Source organism: Nitrospira sp. KM1, assembly GCF_011405515.1.
Lineage (GTDB): Bacteria > Nitrospirota > Nitrospiria > Nitrospirales > Nitrospiraceae > Nitrospira_C.
Map to the genome: position 1 here is coordinate 3,732,771 of NZ_AP022671.1, position 19,188 is coordinate 3,751,958.

At 55.3% G+C, this 19,188-nt stretch carries 25 protein-coding genes and 1 pseudogene; 16 read left to right on the top strand and 10 right to left on the bottom strand.

What is annotated here, in order from left to right:
• The first annotated feature begins 93 nt into the window (after positions 1 to 93).
• The 7 genes and pseudogenes from W02_RS17610 to W02_RS17630 all read left to right on the top strand — a co-directional run bounded on the left by W02_RS17610 (position 94) and on the right by W02_RS17630 (position 3,511).
• Entirely contained in the window at positions 94 to 1,152 is a 1,059-nt protein-coding gene (locus W02_RS17610) for a PD-(D/E)XK nuclease family protein (protein WP_173050079.1), read from the top strand.
• A 594-nt stretch (positions 1,153 to 1,746) separates the two neighbouring features.
• Positions 1,747 to 2,040: a transposase gene (locus W02_RS21635; RefSeq protein ID WP_232068588.1), complete on the top strand. Its 294-nt coding sequence runs from the start codon at positions 1,747 to 1,749 to the stop codon at positions 2,038 to 2,040.
• The gene (locus tag W02_RS21340) at positions 1,985 to 2,290 is read left to right on the top strand and encodes a hypothetical protein (protein ID WP_197742255.1); all 306 of its coding nucleotides are present in this window, start codon (positions 1,985 to 1,987) and stop codon (positions 2,288 to 2,290) included. The genes W02_RS21635 and W02_RS21340 overlap by 56 nt, the downstream gene beginning before the upstream one ends.
• A gap of 15 nt (positions 2,291 to 2,305) precedes the next feature.
• The gene (locus tag W02_RS22245; RefSeq protein ID WP_197742053.1) at positions 2,306 to 2,458 is read left to right on the top strand and encodes a helix-turn-helix domain-containing protein; all 153 of its coding nucleotides are present in this window, start codon (positions 2,306 to 2,308) and stop codon (positions 2,456 to 2,458) included.
• Between the two features lie 277 nt (positions 2,459 to 2,735).
• Positions 2,736 to 2,956: pseudogene (locus tag W02_RS17620) on the top strand (DUF4160 domain-containing protein).
• 41 nt (positions 2,957 to 2,997) lie between these two features.
• Positions 2,998 to 3,246: a DUF2442 domain-containing protein gene (locus W02_RS17625; RefSeq protein ID WP_197742055.1), complete on the top strand. Its 249-nt coding sequence runs from the start codon at positions 2,998 to 3,000 to the stop codon at positions 3,244 to 3,246.
• Positions 3,247 to 3,280: 34 nt separating this feature from the next.
• Positions 3,281 to 3,511: a DUF4926 domain-containing protein gene (locus W02_RS17630; RefSeq protein ID WP_173050083.1), complete on the top strand. Its 231-nt coding sequence runs from the start codon at positions 3,281 to 3,283 to the stop codon at positions 3,509 to 3,511.
• A 625-nt stretch (positions 3,512 to 4,136) separates the two neighbouring features.
• Here the strand turns inward: W02_RS17630 and W02_RS17635 are convergent.
• Positions 4,137 to 4,811, bottom strand: a complete 675-nt coding sequence (locus W02_RS17635) for a VPLPA-CTERM sorting domain-containing protein (RefSeq protein WP_173050085.1) — start codon at positions 4,809 to 4,811, stop codon at positions 4,137 to 4,139.
• Between the two features lie 641 nt (positions 4,812 to 5,452).
• Between W02_RS17635 and W02_RS17640 the strand changes: the two genes are divergently transcribed.
• Complete coding sequence (locus tag W02_RS17640; RefSeq protein ID WP_173050087.1) at positions 5,453 to 5,809, top strand: hypothetical protein; 357 nt, start codon at positions 5,453 to 5,455, stop codon at positions 5,807 to 5,809.
• 654 nt (positions 5,810 to 6,463) lie between these two features.
• On the opposite strand, the gene W02_RS17645 is transcribed toward W02_RS17640, so the two are convergent.
• Together W02_RS17645 and W02_RS17650 are read right to left on the bottom strand one after the other, a co-directional pair.
• Positions 6,464 to 6,724 carry a type II toxin-antitoxin system RelE/ParE family toxin gene (locus W02_RS17645; RefSeq protein WP_173050089.1) on the bottom strand — a complete coding sequence of 87 codons (261 nt, stop codon included), beginning with the start codon at positions 6,722 to 6,724 and terminating at the stop codon, positions 6,464 to 6,466.
• A complete protein-coding gene (locus W02_RS17650) occupies positions 6,708 to 6,935 on the bottom strand; it encodes a CopG family transcriptional regulator (protein WP_173050091.1) in 228 nt (75 codons plus the stop codon). The genes W02_RS17645 and W02_RS17650 overlap by 17 nt, the downstream gene beginning before the upstream one ends.
• Positions 6,936 to 7,241: 306 nt before the next feature.
• Here W02_RS17650 and W02_RS17655 point away from each other — a divergent pair, with 306 nt between their 5' ends.
• Positions 7,242 to 7,913, top strand: coding sequence for a transposase (locus W02_RS17655; RefSeq protein WP_173050093.1), 672 nt, complete (start codon positions 7,242 to 7,244; stop codon positions 7,911 to 7,913).
• A 266-nt stretch (positions 7,914 to 8,179) separates the two neighbouring features.
• Here W02_RS17655 and W02_RS17660 read toward each other — a convergent pair whose 3' ends face one another.
• Together W02_RS17660 and W02_RS17665 are read right to left on the bottom strand one after the other, a co-directional pair.
• A complete protein-coding gene (locus W02_RS17660) occupies positions 8,180 to 8,893 on the bottom strand; it encodes a site-2 protease family protein (protein WP_173050095.1) in 714 nt (237 codons plus the stop codon).
• Positions 8,890 to 9,756: a DUF2167 domain-containing protein gene (locus W02_RS17665; RefSeq protein ID WP_173050097.1), complete on the bottom strand. Its 867-nt coding sequence runs from the start codon at positions 9,754 to 9,756 to the stop codon at positions 8,890 to 8,892. The genes W02_RS17660 and W02_RS17665 overlap by 4 nt, the downstream gene beginning before the upstream one ends.
• A gap of 323 nt (positions 9,757 to 10,079) precedes the next feature.
• Here W02_RS17665 and W02_RS17670 point away from each other — a divergent pair, with 323 nt between their 5' ends.
• The gene (locus W02_RS17670; RefSeq protein ID WP_173050099.1) at positions 10,080 to 10,652 is read left to right on the top strand and encodes an ATP-binding protein; all 573 of its coding nucleotides are present in this window, start codon (positions 10,080 to 10,082) and stop codon (positions 10,650 to 10,652) included.
• 84 nt (positions 10,653 to 10,736) lie between these two features.
• On the opposite strand, the gene W02_RS17675 is transcribed toward W02_RS17670, so the two are convergent.
• Together W02_RS17675 and W02_RS17680 are read right to left on the bottom strand one after the other, a co-directional pair.
• Positions 10,737 to 11,213 carry a hypothetical protein gene (locus W02_RS17675; RefSeq protein ID WP_173050102.1) on the bottom strand — a complete coding sequence of 159 codons (477 nt, stop codon included), beginning with the start codon at positions 11,211 to 11,213 and terminating at the stop codon, positions 10,737 to 10,739.
• A gap of 51 nt (positions 11,214 to 11,264) precedes the next feature.
• Positions 11,265 to 11,759 (bottom strand): hypothetical protein, encoded by a 495-nt coding sequence (locus W02_RS17680; RefSeq protein ID WP_173050104.1) that lies wholly within the window; start codon positions 11,757 to 11,759, stop codon positions 11,265 to 11,267.
• 127 nt (positions 11,760 to 11,886) lie between these two features.
• Between W02_RS17680 and msrA the strand changes: the two genes are divergently transcribed.
• Positions 11,887 to 12,489, top strand: coding sequence for a peptide-methionine (S)-S-oxide reductase MsrA (msrA, locus tag W02_RS17685; RefSeq protein ID WP_173050106.1), 603 nt, complete (start codon positions 11,887 to 11,889; stop codon positions 12,487 to 12,489).
• A gap of 13 nt (positions 12,490 to 12,502) precedes the next feature.
• On the opposite strand, the gene W02_RS17690 is transcribed toward msrA, so the two are convergent.
• Both W02_RS17690 and W02_RS17695 read right to left on the bottom strand, forming a co-directional pair.
• Positions 12,503 to 13,444 carry a hypothetical protein gene (locus W02_RS17690; RefSeq protein ID WP_173050108.1) on the bottom strand — a complete coding sequence of 314 codons (942 nt, stop codon included), beginning with the start codon at positions 13,442 to 13,444 and terminating at the stop codon, positions 12,503 to 12,505.
• A 32-nt stretch (positions 13,445 to 13,476) separates the two neighbouring features.
• Positions 13,477 to 14,229, bottom strand: a complete 753-nt coding sequence (locus W02_RS17695; RefSeq protein ID WP_173050110.1) for a hypothetical protein — start codon at positions 14,227 to 14,229, stop codon at positions 13,477 to 13,479.
• 300 nt (positions 14,230 to 14,529) lie between these two features.
• Between W02_RS17695 and W02_RS17700 the strand changes: the two genes are divergently transcribed.
• The gene (locus W02_RS17700; protein WP_173050112.1) at positions 14,530 to 15,288 is read left to right on the top strand and encodes a hypothetical protein; all 759 of its coding nucleotides are present in this window, start codon (positions 14,530 to 14,532) and stop codon (positions 15,286 to 15,288) included.
• Positions 15,288 to 16,268, top strand: a complete 981-nt coding sequence (locus W02_RS17705) for a hypothetical protein (protein ID WP_173050114.1) — start codon at positions 15,288 to 15,290, stop codon at positions 16,266 to 16,268. The genes W02_RS17700 and W02_RS17705 overlap by 1 nt, the downstream gene beginning before the upstream one ends.
• Before the next feature lie 212 nt (positions 16,269 to 16,480).
• Here W02_RS17705 and W02_RS17710 read toward each other — a convergent pair whose 3' ends face one another.
• Entirely contained in the window at positions 16,481 to 16,984 is a 504-nt protein-coding gene (locus W02_RS17710) for a group 1 truncated hemoglobin (protein WP_173050116.1), read from the bottom strand.
• 420 nt (positions 16,985 to 17,404) lie between these two features.
• On the opposite strand from W02_RS17710, the gene W02_RS22250 reads away from it, so the two are divergent.
• From W02_RS22250 to W02_RS17725, 3 genes are read left to right on the top strand one after another with little or no spacing between them, the layout of a single operon-like run.
• Entirely contained in the window at positions 17,405 to 17,584 is a 180-nt protein-coding gene (locus W02_RS22250; protein ID WP_173051545.1) for a hypothetical protein, read from the top strand.
• A gap of 42 nt (positions 17,585 to 17,626) precedes the next feature.
• A complete protein-coding gene (locus W02_RS17720; RefSeq protein ID WP_173050118.1) occupies positions 17,627 to 18,376 on the top strand; it encodes an SDR family NAD(P)-dependent oxidoreductase in 750 nt (249 codons plus the stop codon).
• Between the two features lie 14 nt (positions 18,377 to 18,390).
• Positions 18,391 to 19,056 carry a hypothetical protein gene (locus W02_RS17725; protein WP_173050120.1) on the top strand — a complete coding sequence of 222 codons (666 nt, stop codon included), beginning with the start codon at positions 18,391 to 18,393 and terminating at the stop codon, positions 19,054 to 19,056.
• The last annotated feature ends 132 nt before the right edge of the window (positions 19,057 to 19,188 follow it).

Genomic DNA, 19,188 nt, shown 5'->3' on the forward strand with positions numbered 1-19,188 from the left:
CAGCGAAACTTTAAAGTATAGACGAAGTGGGAACATAAGAATGGCAGCTCCTTTCTATCTCGTCGGATCTGGTATAAGAAAAAGCACAATTACATGGCTCTAGATAATTTTCCTGTTCAGCGAGACCTGTTCACAGCTGTAGGTCATCTCGGAATGAGAAGACATGCAGAGGACAGTCTCACAAATGCATTTCAAGCGTGCTTTACATACTCTCCTGTGTTTCAGCAAGCAATACTGCAGAAGCTTTGGTTGGTGTGCGGTCTCGGAAGAATTCCGCCGATCAACATAAACTGGAAATGTGCAACACAGATTAGCGATCAAGACTCTCGTTATGACATCTACATCTCGCCAGAACTAGAGAATCAAAGTAAAGCGAAAATCCCTGTTTTTATAATTGAGAACAAGTTAGCCGCCCCCTTGATTGATCGACAACTTAAGAAGTATTCGAAAAAGAAAAGGGATTGCGATCATTGTATTGTCGTTATCACGAGGGATCATCCAGAAGTCTCGCTAAAATGGTTAAGCATGAATGCCATAGCCGCTTTGCGCTGGCAGGATTTGTATCTTGCACTCCAGCAGGCATCAGGTAAAGGAAACAAGGTAGACAAGTTTCTGATCGCTAACTTTCTAAAATATTTGTCGAGGGCAAATATGGCCTATGAGTCCGTATCGCTTACAGATATTCAGCATTTCGGCCGCTTGTTAAGTGCCATTTCAAAAGGCAGACGGGACGGCATTGTCAATAGAGGGCGAAAGGCATTCTCCACAGGTGATGCAATTCTCCGGTTGTTGAAGGAGGTGCAGGTTATTGCTGAGGAACATTTATACAGTCCAACACGCTTTTATCTCTGGGGCCCTGGCTATGATAGGTATGAGGACCAAGGCATTTGGCATTGTCTTTATTTCTCCTTCTATAAGGGCAAACAATCTATTAACTGCGGAATATCAATTTCCGATGATGCTAAAGAAGACGTCTACCTTGAGATCTATTATTGGGACGACAAAAACAACGCTTACCATAAACAACCAAATTGTTGTCTGGACGTGAAACAGTTCATCATCGATGGCGCGCTTGATAAGGACAAAATTGCATCAAAATGCAGAAACTTGTTTCAACGGTGGGGTGTCGCAAAGCGGACTATGCATAGCTGACAGTGAAAATCATTTGAAACAATCATTTGTTTGTCTGGGCTCAGGTCTTGCGGTCAGCATTATCCTGAGTAGGCTTCTGCGCCATGGCCAGACTGCCTCGCATCGAATTCCCACGATCTTCTGCCGGGCATTGCCGTGACTCGTCACATGATAGACGGCCGCGCCGCCCGGTAATTCTAGAAATGGCACTTAGTTATCCGAGTAGATACACTGTTATATCTTTTCTGAAAAATACTGGTATTTCCTCTATAGGTCATACCTTTTTCCCGCCACCCCTCCTTTGGAATGATTGTTTTCGGATCTAAAGATCGGTAACTCTCTTTGCCAATTGCCTAAAGTTTAAAGTTGCCGGATAGGGTCATGAGAGGGCAGGGAGACCTCTGAAGCAAGTCAAAAAACATCCAGAGGCTGGGAAGACCGCATTGGGGTCAGGTCTTGCAATCGTGCATTGTGAGCGGTACAGTCCCTCCCCATGGCCCGTCCACTACGGATCGAATTTTCCGGTGCCGTCTACCATGTGACCGGTCGGGGAAATGACAGGCCATCGTCGCCAATGATCGTGACCGAACGCACTGGCTTGCGGTTCTCGCCCGCGTGATCGAGCGCTACAACTGGCTGTGTCATGGGTACTGTCTGATGGACGACCATTATCATCTCCTCCTCGAAACGCCTCAATCCAATTTGTCTCTCGGTATGCGTCATCTCAACGGACTCTACACACAGGGATACAACCGGCGGCCCCGGCGAGTCGGCCATCTGTTTCAGGGACGGTTCAAAGCCATTCTCGTGGAGAAGGGAAGCTCACCTGCTCGAGCTATGTCGCTATGTGGTCTTGAATCCCATCCGGGAAAAAGTGGTCCTGCATCCGCGACAGTACGGCTGGAGTAGTTATCGGGCGACGGCTGACGAGCTTACCCCTCCGGACTGGCTGACCACTGACTGGATACTGGGGCAGTTCGGCACGCGCCGAGGAGACGCCTGTAGTCGATATCGGGACTTTGTGAAAGCGGGGCGCGGAGGAGCCGCTCCGTGGGATCAGGTACAGGGCCAGATCTATCTCGGGTCGGAGGACTTCGTCGCCCGGCACCAACCGAATTGCGTAATTCGCGACATTCCCCGGCGGCAGACGCAGGCCTAACGGCCTACGCTCCGCGTGCTGCTTGATCGCAAAGGAAAGGTCAGGCAGCATATCCATACTGCATATCGGCAGTATGGTTATCGCTTGGCCGAGATCGCGGATTATCTCGGCGTTCATGCGGCGACAGTCAGCCGGCGGCTGAAAGACGCTGAACAGGCGAATGTATGATTGAAAACCTGACCGAAGAGACTTTTCCCGCTCTTGGTCATGTGTTTTGCCTTTCGTGGCAAGGCTGACTGTTATTCAAACCGGAGAAGATCCCAAGACGGTACTTTCCCGCTGCGAGTGGGGACATGACGATTACAGTCTGAAGATCGAAATTTGCCGAAGGCGCCAGCCCCACCAGGGCAGCAGGATCTAGGGTTGGAAGGCACGTGACCAGATTCAGATCGGAGTAGGGCCGTCCATGCCGACGATCAGTGTTTTCTATGGTATCGTGATTCAAATGTTTTGGCGAGATCATAATCCACCGCATTTCCATGCGCTGTATGGCGAGCACGAGGCGGTTTTCGATGTGCGCGATTTACGCATCTTGCGAGGAACGCTGCCCCTCGTGCCATGGCGCTTGTCCTGGAATGGGCAACCGATCATCGAGACGAACTGATGGAGGACTGGAATTTATGCAGCCAACTCAAAACTCCAAAACCGATAGACCCTCTGACGTAGAACCGGCCATCCGGCATGTTGTGCCTTGGCGGGTTGTTTCCGTGAGCACCATGCCTGAGTTCTCGTTGCGGGTCGCGTTTGTCGATGGCGCCACGGGTGAGGTGGACATGCGAAACTTTCTGAGTGGTCCTCAGACGACTGGAACGGTGTTCGAGCCGCTACGAGACCCAAGTGTCTTTGCTCAGGTGGGTGTGGTGATGGGCACTGTCCAATGGGCGAATGGCGCGGATCTCGCTCCCGATGCCATGTATGACGCGATCAAAGCCCATGGCCGGTGGATTGTCGAGTGAAGGGACACCTTTTCACCTTTCAGGAGTCATGACCATGATTAAAGAGCATGATCGAGTGGTGCTGGCTGCGACCGTGCCAACCGAAGGGCTTGTGGCGGATGATGTGGGTACGGTGGTGCACGTCTATGGAGATGGTCAGGCCTACGAGGTGGAGTTCACCACTCTGGAAGGGAAGACTGCTGCGGTCATCACGGTGGAAGCCGCCCACGTTCGCCCTGTGGGCAAACGCGAGATCACCCACGCCCGCGAACGTGCTTCGCGGTAGCCCAGCCGATTCACCGTGTCACTTCTGCTGCAAGAAAGCCTGCCGGACCTTGCGGACGAGTTAACCTCTCTTCTTGGGAAAATGAATGAACGGGACCTGATCGCCCAAATTCCGAAACTTCGGCTGGTTGATCGGTGCCGCTGCGGCGATGATTTCTGCGCCACGCTCTACACGGCGCCTAAACCCAATGGAGCTTATGGACCGAACCACCAAAGCCTCTCTCTGAGTCCTTCCTGCGGACAGTTGGTTCTTGACCTCGTTGACAGGAAAATTTCGTGCATTGAAATTCTCTTCCGAGAGGACATCAGAGGCAGAGTCTTGCAACTGTTTCCGCAGACATCATGAACCTCCAGCCATCGTCCACAAGCTCTGCTGATCCGCTGTATTCCGTCGTCGCTCCAATCCCTCCCGCCACGCCTGCCACTGAACTCTGTCCCTCAGTGTTTCGTGAATCAGTGCATCCCAAAATCCTCATGCCAATGTATTCTGCCCAGTTGCGCCGGGCGATGGCGACGTTGAATTTGGTGCCCACGATTCACGCTGTGGCTACCGTAAGCGCAAGCGGCGCAGTATGACGTCCGATCAGGCGATGGAGCGAAAACCGGAGATATCCTGCTTCCTCGGGTCAGACAGATGCATGCCGAGCTGCACGCTTGAGGAGACGGCTGTGCCGCCCGATGGAGGAACCTAACATAGTCTTGCGAGCCATCGCTCCGATGCCCAAAAGCCCCGACAAGAACAATGGCAGACCGGCGGGAAGCGGAACTGCGGCGACCTGGTAATCCAACGAATACGTCGTGCTGCCCTCTGTTTCCTGCAGCCAGAAACTATAGACGCCAGGGCCTAGGAGGCTAGGACCCAAGACACCGGGACCTACCAGGCCACTGGTAATGAAGTCGAGCAAATTATTGCCAACCGAAACCCCTGGCGTACTGCCAATCAGAGCCCAGCTATCGACACCGGTGAACCCCAGGTTCTCGAAGCCGTTTCCAATCGCCAGGCCAAAAAATGATTGATCATCGGTGGTTGTGTAACTCGAAAGCACGATGGCATTCAACACTTGGCCGGCGCCGATGGTAACAGAGAAGAAATCGCGATCCAGCGGCTGGTGAATGGTAGAACCCACAATCACGTTCCCTCCCACACTGAGGCCAACAGCAGTCGGGCTTAAGTGATTGTCGGATAGATCGCCGTGAAGCACTTCGTCATAGACTGTTGCCGCTTGAGCATTGAATGCGATCAAGCCGGAAAACACCACCCCGAAAACAGTACGAAACACCGTATTTACTCGTGCGCTCATTAGTCCCTCCTTCAGGGAATTCAATTTCAACAATACGATCCAGCTCAGCCGGTGCGATGTCGTCGAAAGGCGGTTGTGATCGGAAGGGGGTCATGGTCAGAAGTCCTATACAGCAAACTCCCGGTCGGAGAATATGTTCTGACACCGAATGAGGATGTTCATTTTCCTGATAGGCCGTGGACATACCGAAATGGGGGGCATATGGTGTTACTGCAGTTGTAAATACCGCGCGTGACAAATGGCGAAGTTGTTTACTGCGGTGATCGGGAGGACTTTACAGATTCACTGGAAGACGTAACGCGGCGAGAAGTCCCTGTATCCGGAACCAAGTTGGAAGGAGTAATGCTGAGAGCAGGAACGTCAAATGTCCATAAGTCAAAGAATGAAAAAAGTGCAAAGGCAGTGCACGCTGCATCTCATGAATGGCTGAATAGTAATCAAACCATCTGCAAATGAGGAGGGGATTAGCCTAATATTAGAAGGTGCTTACACATCGCACCGTGCACACAGTGCGATGGCGCACATGTCGCATGAAGTCGTGCTGGTATGCGTCCGCATGTTGTTAAGGATATGCGTTGACTGCCGCCTTGGCATCCAAGCTGCATTACCATGTGCTTGGTGGGCGAATGCGGAGGTGCCGTATGCACGACCTGATCCTCGGTCGTTCTGCCACTGCAATCGTTCTCAGCGTATTGAGTCTCTCCTTATCTCCTTCGATCAGCGCGGCCCAGGCTCAATCGGAATCGTATCCGTCGACCACGGTGAAAGGCCAGGTGTCAGCGGTGGAGGGAGAATTTCACATCGCGAAGGATGCTCGTGGCGAGGACATTCTGAAGCTCGTCGATCGCTCTTATCTCGTCACCACGCCGGCGGGCCAAGAGATCGAGCTGAAGCTTACGCGCGAGACAAAGGTCCCCGCTCGAGCGAATCCCGGCGACCGAATCGAGGCCAAGATCTCGGACAAAGGCCAGACGCTGTCGGTTGTGCTGGTCAAGTAAAGAGCGCGGTTGCCTTCAAGTGGTACTGCCGATTTCGAGCGTGGAGAAAGGTGTCAGTGCGTGGAGAAAGGTGTCAGGAACCATTTCCTGACTTGATGGGTGAAAGATAAAAACAGGTACGTGGAAATCGGAATGTTGTGATCTTCATCAGGAAGCCGATGGGGCATGTTCTTCAAGCTTTGATGGAAGTCCTGAAACAAATCGAAGAGAGGCTTCAATCAGGCACGCTTAAGCACAGTCATCTAGGCGGGAACTCTACACTTGGTTCAATGTCTGAATAACAGAGGTCGAATGCAACGGCGTGCTCCTCTCTCGATATCTCATCTCTAGGCGAGCAATAAGCTATCATGCTCTCGAAGCGATCAACCAGACGAACACTTCGAGGCACAGTATGTGACGAACCGACAAGGAAAGAAGACCGTTGTCGTGCTCTCTCAAGCGGTATGCGCGCTTGATGGAAGATTTGCGTGATCTCGCGGTGGTAGATCTGAGAAGCCGCTGAATGCCGACGAGATGCGAAGGCGAACGTACGCTCCCCGCCGCTCTACACAAGGTACATAACGATGACGCGTGTCCGCGAGCAAAACTAAAGCGGTCGGGGTTCTTTGTCTTGTCATCTAGGATGGCAAACGAAAAGGAGAGAGAGTATCACGTTCAGCGGTAGATTTCTCGGCGGTGACCCACCTTGACGAGAGTTACGATGCGAGCTTCGTCGTCGATGCCATAGATTATACGGTAGTCTCCTTGTCGAATACGGTACTGATCGTGCCCGGACAGTTTTTCGCAACCTTGAGGCCGTGGCGTGTCGGCAAGCCCTCGTAGGCGCTCTGTGATGCGCCGGAGGTCGGATTTGGGTATTGTTCGCAGCTCCCGTTCCGCCGACTTCTTGATCACAAGCTTATAAGAGTCCGTCACGCTTGAGATCCTTTAGGACCTGTTCAAACGGACGGGTTGATTCCTTGCTGCGCTTGTCGAACGCGTCAAGATCGATTGCGTCTTCGCGGAGCGCCTCGATGACGGCGGCATTCACCAACTCCGAGACGGATCGGTCCGTCGTCGCGGACTTCACTTTCAGGGCTCGATACACCTTCGGTTGCAAGTACACCGTCATACGACTGTCCGCCATAATATTCCTCCCCGCGTTACAACGTTTTAGCGCTAAAACGTTGTAACACTATATCATACTGAATACGAGGAGACTCAATCGCGCGGAGAAAGGTGTCAGGAACCATTTCCTGACTTGATGGTGGAAAATAAAACAAGTCCGGCCTGAGCCCATCGATGGATTTCGGAGTTCGGTGGTCAGCATAATGCTGGCATTCTCAAGACGTTCTGCGGGTCATCCTCTTCATTTGCCTTGACCCCCACCCCACATTCGGCGTACAAGCGCACGCACATTTGGTGAGTTGGTGCTGCTCGAAGGAGAGGCAGTATGGGACGGCCGTTACGGGCGGCTCCAGGAGACACCGTCTATCACGTGCTCAATCGAGCCAACGCCCGCATGACGTTATTCGAGGACGACGGTGACTATCTCGCGTTTGAGCGCGTGCTGGCCCAAGCCTGTGACCGAGTGGGGATGCGGCTCTTGGCGTATTGTGTCATGCCGAATCACTGGCACCTGGTGGTGTGGCCGCGAGGGGATGGCGATCTTTCTCGGTTCATGAATTGGCTCACGCTGACGCACACCCAGCGCTGGCATCGGCATCGCAACAGTGTGGGGAATGGTCATGTCTATCAAGGACGATTCAAATCATTTCCCATTGAAACGAGTGAATACCTGTTGACCGTATGTCGGTATGTGGAACGCAATCCGGTGCGCGCCGGGCTCGTCACGCGTGCAGAGCAGTGGCCGTGGAGCAGTGCAGCCTCCTCCAAGGGCGCCGCACTGCATCAGTGGCCGATACCTCGTCCCCAGGCTTGGGCGGAATGGGTGAACGCCGATGAGCACCACGAGCAGGTCGAAGCCCTTCGCCGCAGTGTCGTGAAGGGTCTACCGTTCGGAAGTGAGCTATGGACGAAGCAGATGGTGACGAGATGGAATCTCGGCATGACGTTGCGAGGACGGGGACGGCCATCGAAAGAACTAGGCAACAATGGTTCCTGACACCTTTCTTAGCTCCGAGATCAAACGCGTGCAGGCGTTGCTCAACGATCGGCCGCGCAAAATTCTCAACTGGCACAGTCCTGCCCATGCTTTTCACCAACTGTTGCACTAGGACCTTGAATGCACACTGACACCTTTTCTTAGCAGGAATCTTCTTTCCGTTGCGCTAACCTGTAGAATATTTTGTGGGGGGTTGGAAGCAGCAAGAACTCTCGAATAAGGTCCATCCTAGAGATCAGCGGCCAATCGGTTGGGATGTCTGACGATCAATGCGTGCGAGGCAGCATTTGGTGCAGTTCGTAGCTCATCACGCTCAGGAATGCTGCGAGGCCGAGATAGTAGGCTGCATAGCTGAACCGGGTGGCGAGAGGCGTGTCGTAATAGCGAGCATAGGCCGGATCTTGTTCGTTGCGCCGGAACGTCGAGAGAAGGTGCGGTGCGGCAAGGACGGCGATGAGCAGCAACATGGGGCTTTGCGTATTGATGAACAGCGCGAGGAGAATCGGGACACCCACCCACCACAGCTTCGGCGAAATGATGGCAGTGATGCGGCCGCCATCCAGCGGGGACAAGGGAATCAGATTGAACAAGTTGATCATGAATCCCGAATACGCGAGGGCCAATAACAGCTGGCTGTCGAAGTATTGCGCCGCGTAGTAGCAGCCTCCCGCGGCAATAGTCCCGGCCACGGGCCCCGCAATGCCGACATAGGCCTCCGTTTCCACGTTCATCGGTTGATCCTTCAATTGAATCCATGCACCGACGAACGGAATGAAGGTGGGCGCGCCGACGTTGAGTCCCCGCTGCTTTGCAGCCAGGTAATGTCCCATCTCATGGCCGAAGATCAACAATACAAAGCCCACCGCGTACCACCACCCGAACACCAAGGCATAGGCCCCCATCGACAGCAGCATCGTGCCGGCTGTCACGGCGGCTTTCCCGAGTTTTCCCGCGGACAGTAAGAGCAGCAGTGTCTTCATGGCGATGGCGGTGTGGCCGCCGGAACGGGCGCGGGTTTCTTCTTCAACCATTTTGCCAGAAGCCCGCCGACGACGAGGACGAGGAAAATGAGCAGTTTCTTTCCGGCAATGATCAGGGGGATCAGTAAGGCCCAGAGCTTGGCGAGGATGCCCGACTTGAAGGCCGCGCCCGCAATCAATGCCGCAAGGCCGACCGCCGCGACCTTGTCCGTCGCGCTGTTGAAATCGGCATAGCGCTTTCCTTCCGTGAAGTTCAGATTGGTAAGGAGCGTCTGCACATGCGGTTTCAACTGCGGCAGATCGCGCAGGTCACCAACCATGTTCATGCTCATGTATCCGTGCCGTCCCAAGGCCAGCGTGTTGTAATTGACCCCGGCACTCTGGCTGCCCTGGCTGGAAATCGCCCAGACCACCTTGTGCGCCTGCGCATCGTAGTGAGGTTTCTCCTCCCAGCCGATCAGGACGAGCGGCGGGATTCCTTGTGCCTCACGGCGCTTGTTGTCGTCTTCGGTTCCCTCCTTGATCGACGCGAAGAGCTCGTCCGCGTTCCAATTGGCCGCGTCGTCATCTTTGACATAGCCCGCATCGACATAGCGCACCACAACGAACCAGTCCTCATCCTTGGCGGGCGCGATCAGTCCCAATTCAGAACCGGAAGGAAAGTTTCCCATACTCTTGAGGACCGCTTGCGTTTCTTCAGGACCGAGGAATCGATACCCTTCCGGGAGCCGAAGCGTGGCCTGATCCGACAGCGTCACGTCCGTCGGCCCGGCTTGCCAGGAGAGCGGCGCGTCGGCTTGCTCCGCCATTGCCTGAGAGCAGGCGAAGATGAGTGCAATGAGCAGGATCGATGTTGTTTTCATGGTCAGTTCCTTGCTTGGAGAGTCAATCGCATAGATGCCTTCCACCTTGGATCGTGAGCAACCCTCATACCATTCGTTTCGCCTTGTTGGAAGTGTAGCGGACAAAGCGAATCCGTCAAAGGTCTGGCCGCGAAGGGCATCCTAAAGGGCATTCTACTGGATCGATAAAGATTCAGTCACTTGGAACAAATGCGTATTTGACAGTCAGATTTCCGTGATGTGATCCGGCAAGAGCCAGCCGTAATGGCCGATGTTGCGGATGAGCGTCTCTGAGCGTCTACCGCGTTGACAGACTCCATCTCGAGCCGTAAATTACACGCGCAATGTCGAACAACAATCCCAAGGCCCTTGACGCATTTGCTCAACAGCTGCATGTGAAGGCGACATGGGAGCAGGTTCCCTTGCCGCCTGCTGAGCTGGCCGTACTTCGGCAGATTGTCCGAGACATGAAGCTACGCCAACCCGCAGGGAAGCGAGCTGTCTCACAGCCGATACGCGGTCAATCAGGGGTCGTCGCAATATTCGACGGGCCATCCGGATCAGCCAGGACCATGGCAGCTGCGGCTCTGGCGCATGATCTTGGAACGAATCTCTATCGTGTCGATCTTTCTGCCGCGGTGAACAAATACATCGGGGAGACGGAAAAGAATCTCGCTCAACTATTTGACCAGGCTGAACGCTCCCAGGCGATTCTCTTTTTCGATGAGGCCGATGCATTGTTTGGGAAGCGCAGCGAGGTGAAAGACACTCATGGCCGTTATGCCAGCCTCGATGTGGGGTACCTGCTGCAGCGCCTGGAGACCTTCAACGGACTGGCGATTCTTGCGAGTAATTCAAGGACCCAGCTCGATGAGACATTTCTCCGCCGCATTCGCTACTTCGTGAATATCCAGTAGGCCCTGTTCGTTCACTTCAGGCCCTATTCCCTGTACGAGATTGCAAAATAGCCCCTGTCGGAGGGAAGGGATCGCGGGATCTGGCTACTTGAAGTATTGTTCCAGAAGGTGCGACTCCATTTCACTCCGCTTCTGTTCGAGCTTTCGCCGATGAGTTTTCAATTCTTCCACGGTTTTCACGAAAGTGGCCTGACGGGTGGACCATTCTGTACCAACTGTCGCTTTGTCCTGCGGCGCTGCCTTCACCCGTTGAATTGACGCGAGGGAATTCAGAAGATGATCGCGTTGCACCACCCATTGCTGCAGATGCAGTTGCCACGCCACAATATCCAATCCAAGGAGCTCTTGCATTCGGGGATCCTTGACGGCCGGCATGTGCTCGAGGTGGTCAATATGTTCCTTGAGCTCATCGATGTTCCCGTTGAGCTCGATCACGCCACGGTGCAACATATCGACGACGGCATCCGGTTGCTGCCCCTTCCGTTCTTTCGCGACGGTTCCGGCACATCCGGCCGCCGCCAGTAAGGCCAAACCGATCATCACCAGGCGGTGCGTCTTCATCGTTCCTTCCTCCGAACTGAGCGGGCGCTCTTCATAGAATCCTCATATACGTCAGGAATAGCGGATCGCCGTCCCCTTCACTGTTGTGACATGAACAAGGTAGGACACTGGGACGGTGCGACGGTAGCCCCACCCGAGTCCCCATGGTGAATAGCGATACCCCCACGGTCCCCAATACCCGTAGGGGCCGGGACCATAATAGTGCGGGGCGTAGTATCCCCAGGGGCTATAGGACGGCTCATAGGCCACGCGTTGTTCCGTGCGGGTGATCGGGGTTCCGAAGACGACCGCGTCGGCGCCCAGTTGCGCGGCCTTGTCGAGCAAATGTTCTTGCAGCTTGTCGAGGTCATCCGATGAAGAGGTCTCGCTGAGTTCTGCGATTTTCTGATACGGCACGTTCGGACGCTCGCTCAGGATTGCAACGTCTTCCACTTCGCGAGGTGGAAATGTCTCCGAGGTCAGCCGCAGGACTTGCACATGGGAGCAGCCGGCAACGCTGAAAGCGAAGAGCAGGGCTATCGCGGCGAGTAATGTTCCCTGTCTCATAGTTAGATCGTACCACCGGCGGAAAGCCTATGTTGGAGGGGCAAGAATAGGTGGGGGAACGAGGCTACAGATTGGATGATTCATCGGTTAAAATGCAGAACAGTCAATTTACGAAGGAAGGTCTCCCATGCCTGCTTCACGATGGTTCTCGATGGTGTTGCTGGTCCTTGCCGTGGCGGCATCCGGAAGCACGAGTCGCGCTGGGGAACACGCGAAGGCGGTATTTGCCGGGGGCTGCTTCTGGTCCATGGAGCTGGCCTTCGAAAAAGTCGAAGGCGTCGTGTCGGCCACGTCGGGTTTCTCGGGCGGGTCTCTACCGAATCCGACCTATGAGGAGGTGTCGGCCGGCAGGACCGGTCACGCTGAATCCGTGGAAGTCGTTTACGATCCGGTCAAGGTCAGTTATCAAACGCTCTTGGACCATTACTGGAAGAACGTGGATCCGTTCACGGCCAACGCGCAGTTCTGCGACCACGGGCCGCAGTACCGCACGGTGATTTTCTACGGCACCGAGGAGGAGAAGCGGCAGGCGGAGGCGTCGAAGCGGTCGATCGAGCAGTCCAAACGGTTCAATAAGCCGATCGTGACTCAGATCGAACGGGCGGCACAGTTTTATCTGGCTGGAGACGAACACCAGGATTTCGCCGCGAGGAATCCCGGGCAGTACAAACGGTACAAAGTCCTCTGCGGCCGCTCCGATCGGCTGGAAGAGTTGTGGGGAAAATCGTAAGAGGGACGCTGCGCTAGTTCTTCAGCAGCCTCCGGCATTCTCCCAAGATATAGACCGGTCGCGTGTGCTTGTCCTTTTTGTCAGGCACATGGCCGATGGCCGCTCCGGTCATGATCATGCCGGGAGGGCATTGCCAGTGGGTGACGCCGATCAGCCCGCCCAGCCCGAACGCATTCGGGACCTTGTCGCTGAAGTTGAAATCCTCCAGCTTGCGGCCTTTCTCTCCGGCCTCGAGAATCGCCGTCGCGCTCGCATGCTCGATGGCGATTTGCAGTAGGTTCTCACGGGGAAGTAGTTGGAGCTGGTTGTACATTTCGAGCATCCCGAACGAGAGATGCTTTGCGAGAACGGTAGTGGTGTAGGGCTTCCCTTCCTTTTCGAAATCAAAGAGAAACGCCATCTTCTCCAATTGCCCGCCGACTGTGCCATCCGGTCTAAGTTCACCACAGGAAAAGCGGAACGACTGCCACGTGCGGTTGTTCACTTCCTTGAGGAAGAACTCCTGAACGACCCCGTTGTCGAACGTGTCGAGGCAGGAAATGAACTTGCTTTCGACCACTCTGTCCGTCGCTTCGTCCAGATCGTTGCAGGCAATCCAGTGAGATCCGATGAAGTAGACCTTCACTTTGTGCGGGACGCAGCCTGCCACGATAAAGGTGCGACCGTCGTTGGAGGTGTACTGCTTGTCCTTTGCGTCGAGCGGTGTCTTGTCGATGGAGAAGCCAGGTGTTTGGGTAATCGTCGCGGTGACATCCGATCCGGTCTTGGCCCAAAACCCGTTGGATAAGACGATGCCGCTGGCATGGTCGTATTTCTTGGACTCACCTGATTGGATGGTGTGGTCGAGCACCATGTCGGATTGACCCTGGGCCTTGGCTTCGGCTTGAACCTGTGCCGAAAGGGCGGTGAAGGCCAGCCAAGCTGCGAAGACCGCGTATATGATGGTTGCATGCATGGTTCCTCTCCCGTCAAATCGGGATCAATTGGTCACGGCTGAGTTGCACGGTTGGCCATGCCGTTCGTGCGCTCCACCTCCGCAAGCTTGTGCTGCAGCGTCTCGATGGCTTTGTGCTGTTCGATCACATACAAGGTCAGCTCCTCGATCTTGAGCAACAGCTTGGACTGCATTTGGCCGAGGCTGATGCCGTCCGTTTCCGCTTCGGCGGCGCTTGGGATGTGCGGTAGATGATGATGGGTGTGAATGAACTGTTCGACCTCCGGGAGGGGTTTGAGAGAGTATTCGCTGTGGAAGACATAGTCCGACCAATCTTTCACCAGCTTGATTCTGACCTCCTCGGCCAGGATCTTACCGCCCACGACCAGCATGTAGTCGCTCGGGATGCGCTCGTTGATATTCACCACGCCGATGGCGGCCTTGCGATGCACGGCAAAATCCAGATCGGCGGGTAGGATGTGGAGCTTGCTTCTGGCCCCGCCGGCGTAGGCGTGCCGCGTGTCGACCTCAAACTTCGGGCTGGCGTCTCCCTTGTAGAGATTGTTGGCGCTAAACAAGCGGTCGTTGCGGTCGTCCGACGCCGCGAGCGGTCTGGTCACTTCCAAGAGCGCTTTGGGACCGCTGCCTGCCGGCACCTGGTCTCCGACCGTCACGTGGCCGGGTCGTGAAATGGTCCCGTTTTGATTGGCGGGGCCATCCCACTGTTGAGCCTGGCCGATGGCCGTCATGGCGAAACAGGAGACCGTGACAACAAACAGAAACGGGATTCGCTCGGTGATAGGCATGTGTCCTCCATTTTCCACCCGTAGGGTGCTGTGGCGGGCAGACGTTGCGGCAAACAATCAAATTGGTTCGCGCGAGCACGATGGACGATGGCACAGAATACGTTTCTCACAATGAGTGGGCAAGTCCAACCTGATGGTCGAGACACCAAGATTGCAAATGCGTTTGGGGTCGAACGTCCCTATAGCGAGTTGATGGTCACGCGATGTCGTTGACAGTGATCGTGAGGATGAGTAGCCTGTGCTCGGTTCGTGATGTCGTCGCACCGAAATACGTGCTTTTTGCGGCCGTGGGGAGTTTCCATGTCTAGAATCGTGCCGGTCCGCTTTCTTTCTCTGATGGTCGTTTTGCTGATGTCTTGTCTCCTTGTGTCCTGCGTGGCCCTCGAGTTCGACCGTATGTCCGGTACATCGTTCCCGCCGTCACACATGGTCAACGGCCAGTCGGTGACGTTAAGAACGATCTATGACGAAGCGGGGATCAAGCTGGATGTGCAGGAAGACGAGACGAACATCCAGCCGCTGAACATTGCGCAGAACGACTGTATCAGCGATGCCGAGCTGGATACCTTGGAATCCAGCCATCGTCAGCTGTCAATCTTTCCGACGTCCATCTGCCCGTTCGACTTTTGCAACACGTACCATCTTTATGGCGTCGTGGTGAATCACTACGGCGAGGTATTGGATGCCTGCTTGCCGGAATTCGTCTTGGGCAAGATGTGGGACGGCCATACGCGTTCCGCCTTCGCCATCTTCTATCGCATGGCCACGATTCAATCCAATGGACCTGAATATCTACGGACAACAGCGCATGAGATGGGCCATGCGTTCAATCTGCATCATAGCGATGGCGACGGCACGTCCATCATGACTCAAACCGACGACCTCGAAGGGACGGCTGTGTTTCGATTCTCGGATCAGAGTCGAGACCACCTGATGAACCATCCGGCCCGATGCAAGTTTCCAGGGGCTCTGGGCGGCGCGCCGTTCACGTGGGTGATCGATGCCCATGCCGTCTGGCCGCATCCTTTGGAAGAGTTAACCGTCACGGACTGCGATTGATGGCTGCCTCGATGAATCAATGTATCAGGGTGCGTCGTTGGTTCTGTGCCATGGCGCTGCTGCCGGCAATGCTGTTTGCCGGTCACGGACAGGCGCAGGAATCCACCGGCAGTGCCTCGCTGGAGCTTCGCTTGGAACTGCAGAAAACCGCGCTGGTATTGGGCGAGCCGGCGTATGCCACGATTCACATCAAGAATGTCGGTGCGAATCCGGCGGAGGTCAACAAAATCCTCGATCCGCAGACGGGCGCCGTGCACATCGAGTTGTCAAGTGCCGGCACGCCGCGATTGTCATTCCTGCCCTTGTTTTATGCCGATACCGTGGACCCCAGGATGGCTCTTGAACCTGGCGAGGAAGTGGCGGCGGCCTTTCCTATCTTCTATGGCGCATTGGGATGGTCGCTCACCCGCCCGGACACCTATCATGTATCGGCCTGGTATGGGGGTAGCCGCAAATCATCCAATCAAATTTTACGATCGAACATGGTGGCTGTAACCGTGTCTGAGGAGGGCGGCATCGGCGCATCCTTGATGGATGATGGACAGTCAAGCCAGGAAGCGGGAAAGTTTCTTCTCTGGCAACGGGGAGATCATCTGCAAGCTGGGCAAAGACTCTTGACCGACCTGATCGCCAAGCATCCCGACTCGCCAGTGTCCGATTATGCGTTGTTGGCGTTCGGCCGCAATCTCAGCCGCGATTTTCGGAATTATGCCGCCGGCCAGGTTCGCCAGGCCGATTGCCGGTCTGCGCTGGAATATTTTCATCGAGTCAAAGCTGATCGCTTGCCGGTGTTCCTACAGATTCAGCTCCAGCTCGACGAAGCGCGCTGCCGCATCAAAATGGATGAACCATCGGAGGCCGGAAAGGCATTCGAGCAGGCTGAACGCCTGAGCGGGAATCGCCGTGAATATAGCCTATTGTTCGATCAAGCCGTGCGGCTGGAGCCGGGATTGAAACAATTTTCCACGGCCTATCCATGAAACAAAGAGACACACATGTCGCAAGTCCTGTTGTGAACAGCCGGTTGGACAGATGCATATCCGGCGAGAAGGGACAGTCGAAAGACTGTCCCTTCTCGCCGGCCCAGGGTTGATCACATCGGGGTTGATCTAGACCCTCCCCAAATCCTTTGCATTGCTCCTCCGAGTTTCCGCCAAGCGCCGAGATATGGCTCCGAGCTGGTCTTCATCGCTCAGTAACCGTGAGAACGATTCATTGTCATCGGAGAGGTCACGATGTCCTTCTTCATCGGGCCAAGCGCGCCGAGGAGTTCGTTCTTCTCCCGTTCGCCGACTTTGAACTTGTTGAGGGTCGCGACCAAGTCGCCGACGAGGGCGTCGAACTCGTCGCCGGTGATCTGCATGCCGGCGTGGGTGCTCTTCATGTCGCGTCCTGCATAGGTGCAGGGTCCTCCGGAGGCCTGGCAGACCTGATCGACCAACATGGTCTTCAGCCGAGGAATGTTGGCATTGGCGAATTTCCCATTGATGCGATTATCCGCCGCCACGCGTCCGACGAAGTCGTCCACGACGGCGGTGATCGCCGGTTTGCCGCCCAGCCGCTCGTAGAGCGATTTGTCGGTCGTCATCTTTGTGTCGGCCGTCATCTTGCGGTCTGATGACTCCATGGTGCTGCACCCGCCGAGGGACAACAACAAGCCTCCGACGACGAAACAGTATGTAAGCTGACTGCTCATAACCGTCCTCCATTATGTGGTGTGAGTTGAACCGATAAATATTTGCCCAGCATTTGCCAAAGTCTACGAGGGGAACTCGCGGGCTGGATCTATGGGGATATCGCAAATCCGAAGAGCGGATTTATTTATATGTTCATGAATCCGCAGCGTGGATTCTCTCGTATACGTATCCCCGGCAAAGAAGTTCTCAAATGACAGGCCAAGTAATGGGACAGGCTTCTTTTCCATGCAGGATGAAGATCGGAATCTCATTGGCCTGTGATCATTGAGCAGTATGGGTTGAGGCGTGCAGGGATGACGGCCGCTATGAATAATATGCGGGCCGATGTATTCTTCACCGCCAGTGACAATCCAGCGCAACCAAAGCAGGCAGCGCTCGCTGTTGAACATTTAATGACTCGAATGAGCGGGGGGAGGATCATGAAGAACGTTGAGATGACGGTCGATGGAACGATGCTGACGATCCGTGTGGATCTCTCGAAGGAGTTTGGGCCTTCTGCCTCGGGAAAGACTATCATCATCGCTTCGACGGAGGGCAATGTGACGATTCCGAATCGCGAGGAAAAGGTTGGCCTCAACGTGTACCGAAAGAAGAGCTGATCGCCGATCGCGTGACACGGATAAGGGAAGGTCTTGAGAAGAATGGCGCAACGGCTTGAAGGCAAAGTCGCGGTGATATCAGGTGGAGGCCGAGGACTGGGATTGGCGACGGCCAGACTCTTTGCGCGCGAGGGCGCATCGGTCGTGATCGGCCAGCGTGATCGCGAGGAAGGGGAACGGGCAGTCGCACTCATTCAACAGGACGGCGGCCGGGCTTGTTTTGTCCATCTCGACGTCACGCAGGAAGACATGTGGCGACACATCGTGAGCACGGCCTCGCAGCGTTTTGGGCGACTCGACATTCTGGTGAACAACGCGGGGGCGATTCAGATGGAAGGCGTGGAGGACTTGACCCAGGAGGTTTGGGACCGCACCATCGCGGTCAATCAGACAGGCACGTGGTTAGGGATGAAGACGGCCATACCCGCCATGCGGAAAGGGGGCGGAGGCTCCATTGTCAACGTGGCGTCAATTGCCGGGCTGATCGGCCATGGTCAAGTGTTTGCGTATCAAGCGAGCAAAGGGGCCGTGGTGATCATGACGAAGAGCGCGGCGATTCAATATGCTCGTGAAAAGATTCGGGTGAACACCGTCATCCCAGGCCCGGCTGATACCGTGATGTTCGGCAGCGTCGAGCCGGTGCTCGCGCAGCAGGTCAAGGAGCAAATCCCCTTAGGGCGTATCGGGAAGCCGGAAGAAGTCGCCTATGGCGTGCTGTATCTGGCGTCTGACGAAGCCGCCTACGTGACCGGGGCTGAGCTGGTCATCGACGGCGGCTTCACGGCGCAATAAATCGCGGGTAAAGAGTGCAGGCTGACCTCCAACAGACCCGTAGCATCCGTAGAGTCTTTCGACCACTGGTCGGAATCCTCATCGCGCTGTCATGGTCTGTTCTTGCCTCCGCCGCCTCGATTGAGGTAGCGGGCGGAAAGGATGTGACGTTCTGTGAAACGGTTGCGAAGCTGTTCGGCGAGCCGCCGGCGCCGCCGGCCGATCTGCTCAAGACCGTGGAATGGAAACCGGTTGAGTTGCACGGGCAGGGGCCGAAGACACGTCATTGCTCGAGTCTCGACCGCGCGGTCTTCGACTTCGACAATGACGGAAAGCTCGATCTGGTCGTCAAGACGACGTTCTGTATGAAGGGTGCGCCGAGTGACAGCTTCTACGTATTTCCTGCCGACAGCGAGGTCCTTGAGCAGACTTCATGGCAGGATATGACGCCGTTGATGGCAACGCCGGATAAGTTCGAACGCACCGGAGGCCGCTATCCGCTGAGTTCGCTTCCGATTGCCGCCGGGTTGGCTGAAAAGGAGCCGGCTCTCCGCGACGCGTTTATGGTTCACCCGTTCATACTGGACCAGAAGGCGTATATCGCATTGACCGACAGCCGCGGAACCTGGACAGTCATCGCGAAGTATCTCCGTGGAGAGCAGTTTGAAGATCAGTGCTATTTGAAAGGTGGAAAGAAGTAGTTTGGACCCGGGCGGGTGGCCCTTGATTTGAATACATGTGCCCGTGACGGGCCGAACCGTTTCATGGAGGATAGCTGTCATGGACGGCGAAGGTTCCACGCACTTCACTCATGAATCGAGAAGGTCAAACCG

What these genes read in the sequence shown, in the direction of transcription:
- msrA (WP_173050106.1), top strand. Translation starts at nt 11,887, where the DNA reads ATGCCTGCTTCACGATGGTTCTCGATGGTGTTGCTGGTCCTTGCCGTG.
- W02_RS17700 (WP_173050112.1), top strand. Translation starts at nt 14,530, where the DNA reads ATGTCTAGAATCGTGCCGGTCCGCTTTCTTTCTCTGATGGTCGTTTTG.
- W02_RS17610 (WP_173050079.1), top strand. Translation starts at nt 94, where the DNA reads ATGGCTCTAGATAATTTTCCTGTTCAGCGAGACCTGTTCACAGCTGTA.
- W02_RS17665 (WP_173050097.1), bottom strand. Translation starts at nt 9,756, where the DNA reads ATGAAAACAACATCGATCCTGCTCATTGCACTCATCTTCGCCTGCTCT.
- W02_RS17630 (WP_173050083.1), top strand. Translation starts at nt 3,281, where the DNA reads ATGATTAAAGAGCATGATCGAGTGGTGCTGGCTGCGACCGTGCCAACC.
- W02_RS17675 (WP_173050102.1), bottom strand. Translation starts at nt 11,213, where the DNA reads ATGAAGACGCACCGCCTGGTGATGATCGGTTTGGCCTTACTGGCGGCG.
- W02_RS17680 (WP_173050104.1), bottom strand. Translation starts at nt 11,759, where the DNA reads ATGAGACAGGGAACATTACTCGCCGCGATAGCCCTGCTCTTCGCTTTC.
- W02_RS17690 (WP_173050108.1), bottom strand. Translation starts at nt 13,444, where the DNA reads ATGCATGCAACCATCATATACGCGGTCTTCGCAGCTTGGCTGGCCTTC.
- W02_RS17660 (WP_173050095.1), bottom strand. Translation starts at nt 8,893, where the DNA reads ATGAAGACACTGCTGCTCTTACTGTCCGCGGGAAAACTCGGGAAAGCC.
- W02_RS17720 (WP_173050118.1), top strand. Translation starts at nt 17,627, where the DNA reads ATGGCGCAACGGCTTGAAGGCAAAGTCGCGGTGATATCAGGTGGAGGC.
- W02_RS17635 (WP_173050085.1), bottom strand. Translation starts at nt 4,811, where the DNA reads ATGAGCGCACGAGTAAATACGGTGTTTCGTACTGTTTTCGGGGTGGTG.
- W02_RS17695 (WP_173050110.1), bottom strand. Translation starts at nt 14,229, where the DNA reads ATGCCTATCACCGAGCGAATCCCGTTTCTGTTTGTTGTCACGGTCTCC.
- W02_RS22250 (WP_173051545.1), top strand. Translation starts at nt 17,405, where the DNA reads ATGAAGAACGTTGAGATGACGGTCGATGGAACGATGCTGACGATCCGT.
- W02_RS17705 (WP_173050114.1), top strand. Translation starts at nt 15,288, where the DNA reads ATGGCTGCCTCGATGAATCAATGTATCAGGGTGCGTCGTTGGTTCTGT.
- W02_RS17670 (WP_173050099.1), top strand. Translation starts at nt 10,080, where the DNA reads ATGTCGAACAACAATCCCAAGGCCCTTGACGCATTTGCTCAACAGCTG.
- W02_RS17650 (WP_173050091.1), bottom strand. Translation starts at nt 6,935, where the DNA reads ATGGCGGACAGTCGTATGACGGTGTACTTGCAACCGAAGGTGTATCGA.
- W02_RS17640 (WP_173050087.1), top strand. Translation starts at nt 5,453, where the DNA reads ATGCACGACCTGATCCTCGGTCGTTCTGCCACTGCAATCGTTCTCAGC.
- W02_RS17710 (WP_173050116.1), bottom strand. Translation starts at nt 16,984, where the DNA reads ATGAGCAGTCAGCTTACATACTGTTTCGTCGTCGGAGGCTTGTTGTTG.
- W02_RS17655 (WP_173050093.1), top strand. Translation starts at nt 7,242, where the DNA reads ATGGGACGGCCGTTACGGGCGGCTCCAGGAGACACCGTCTATCACGTG.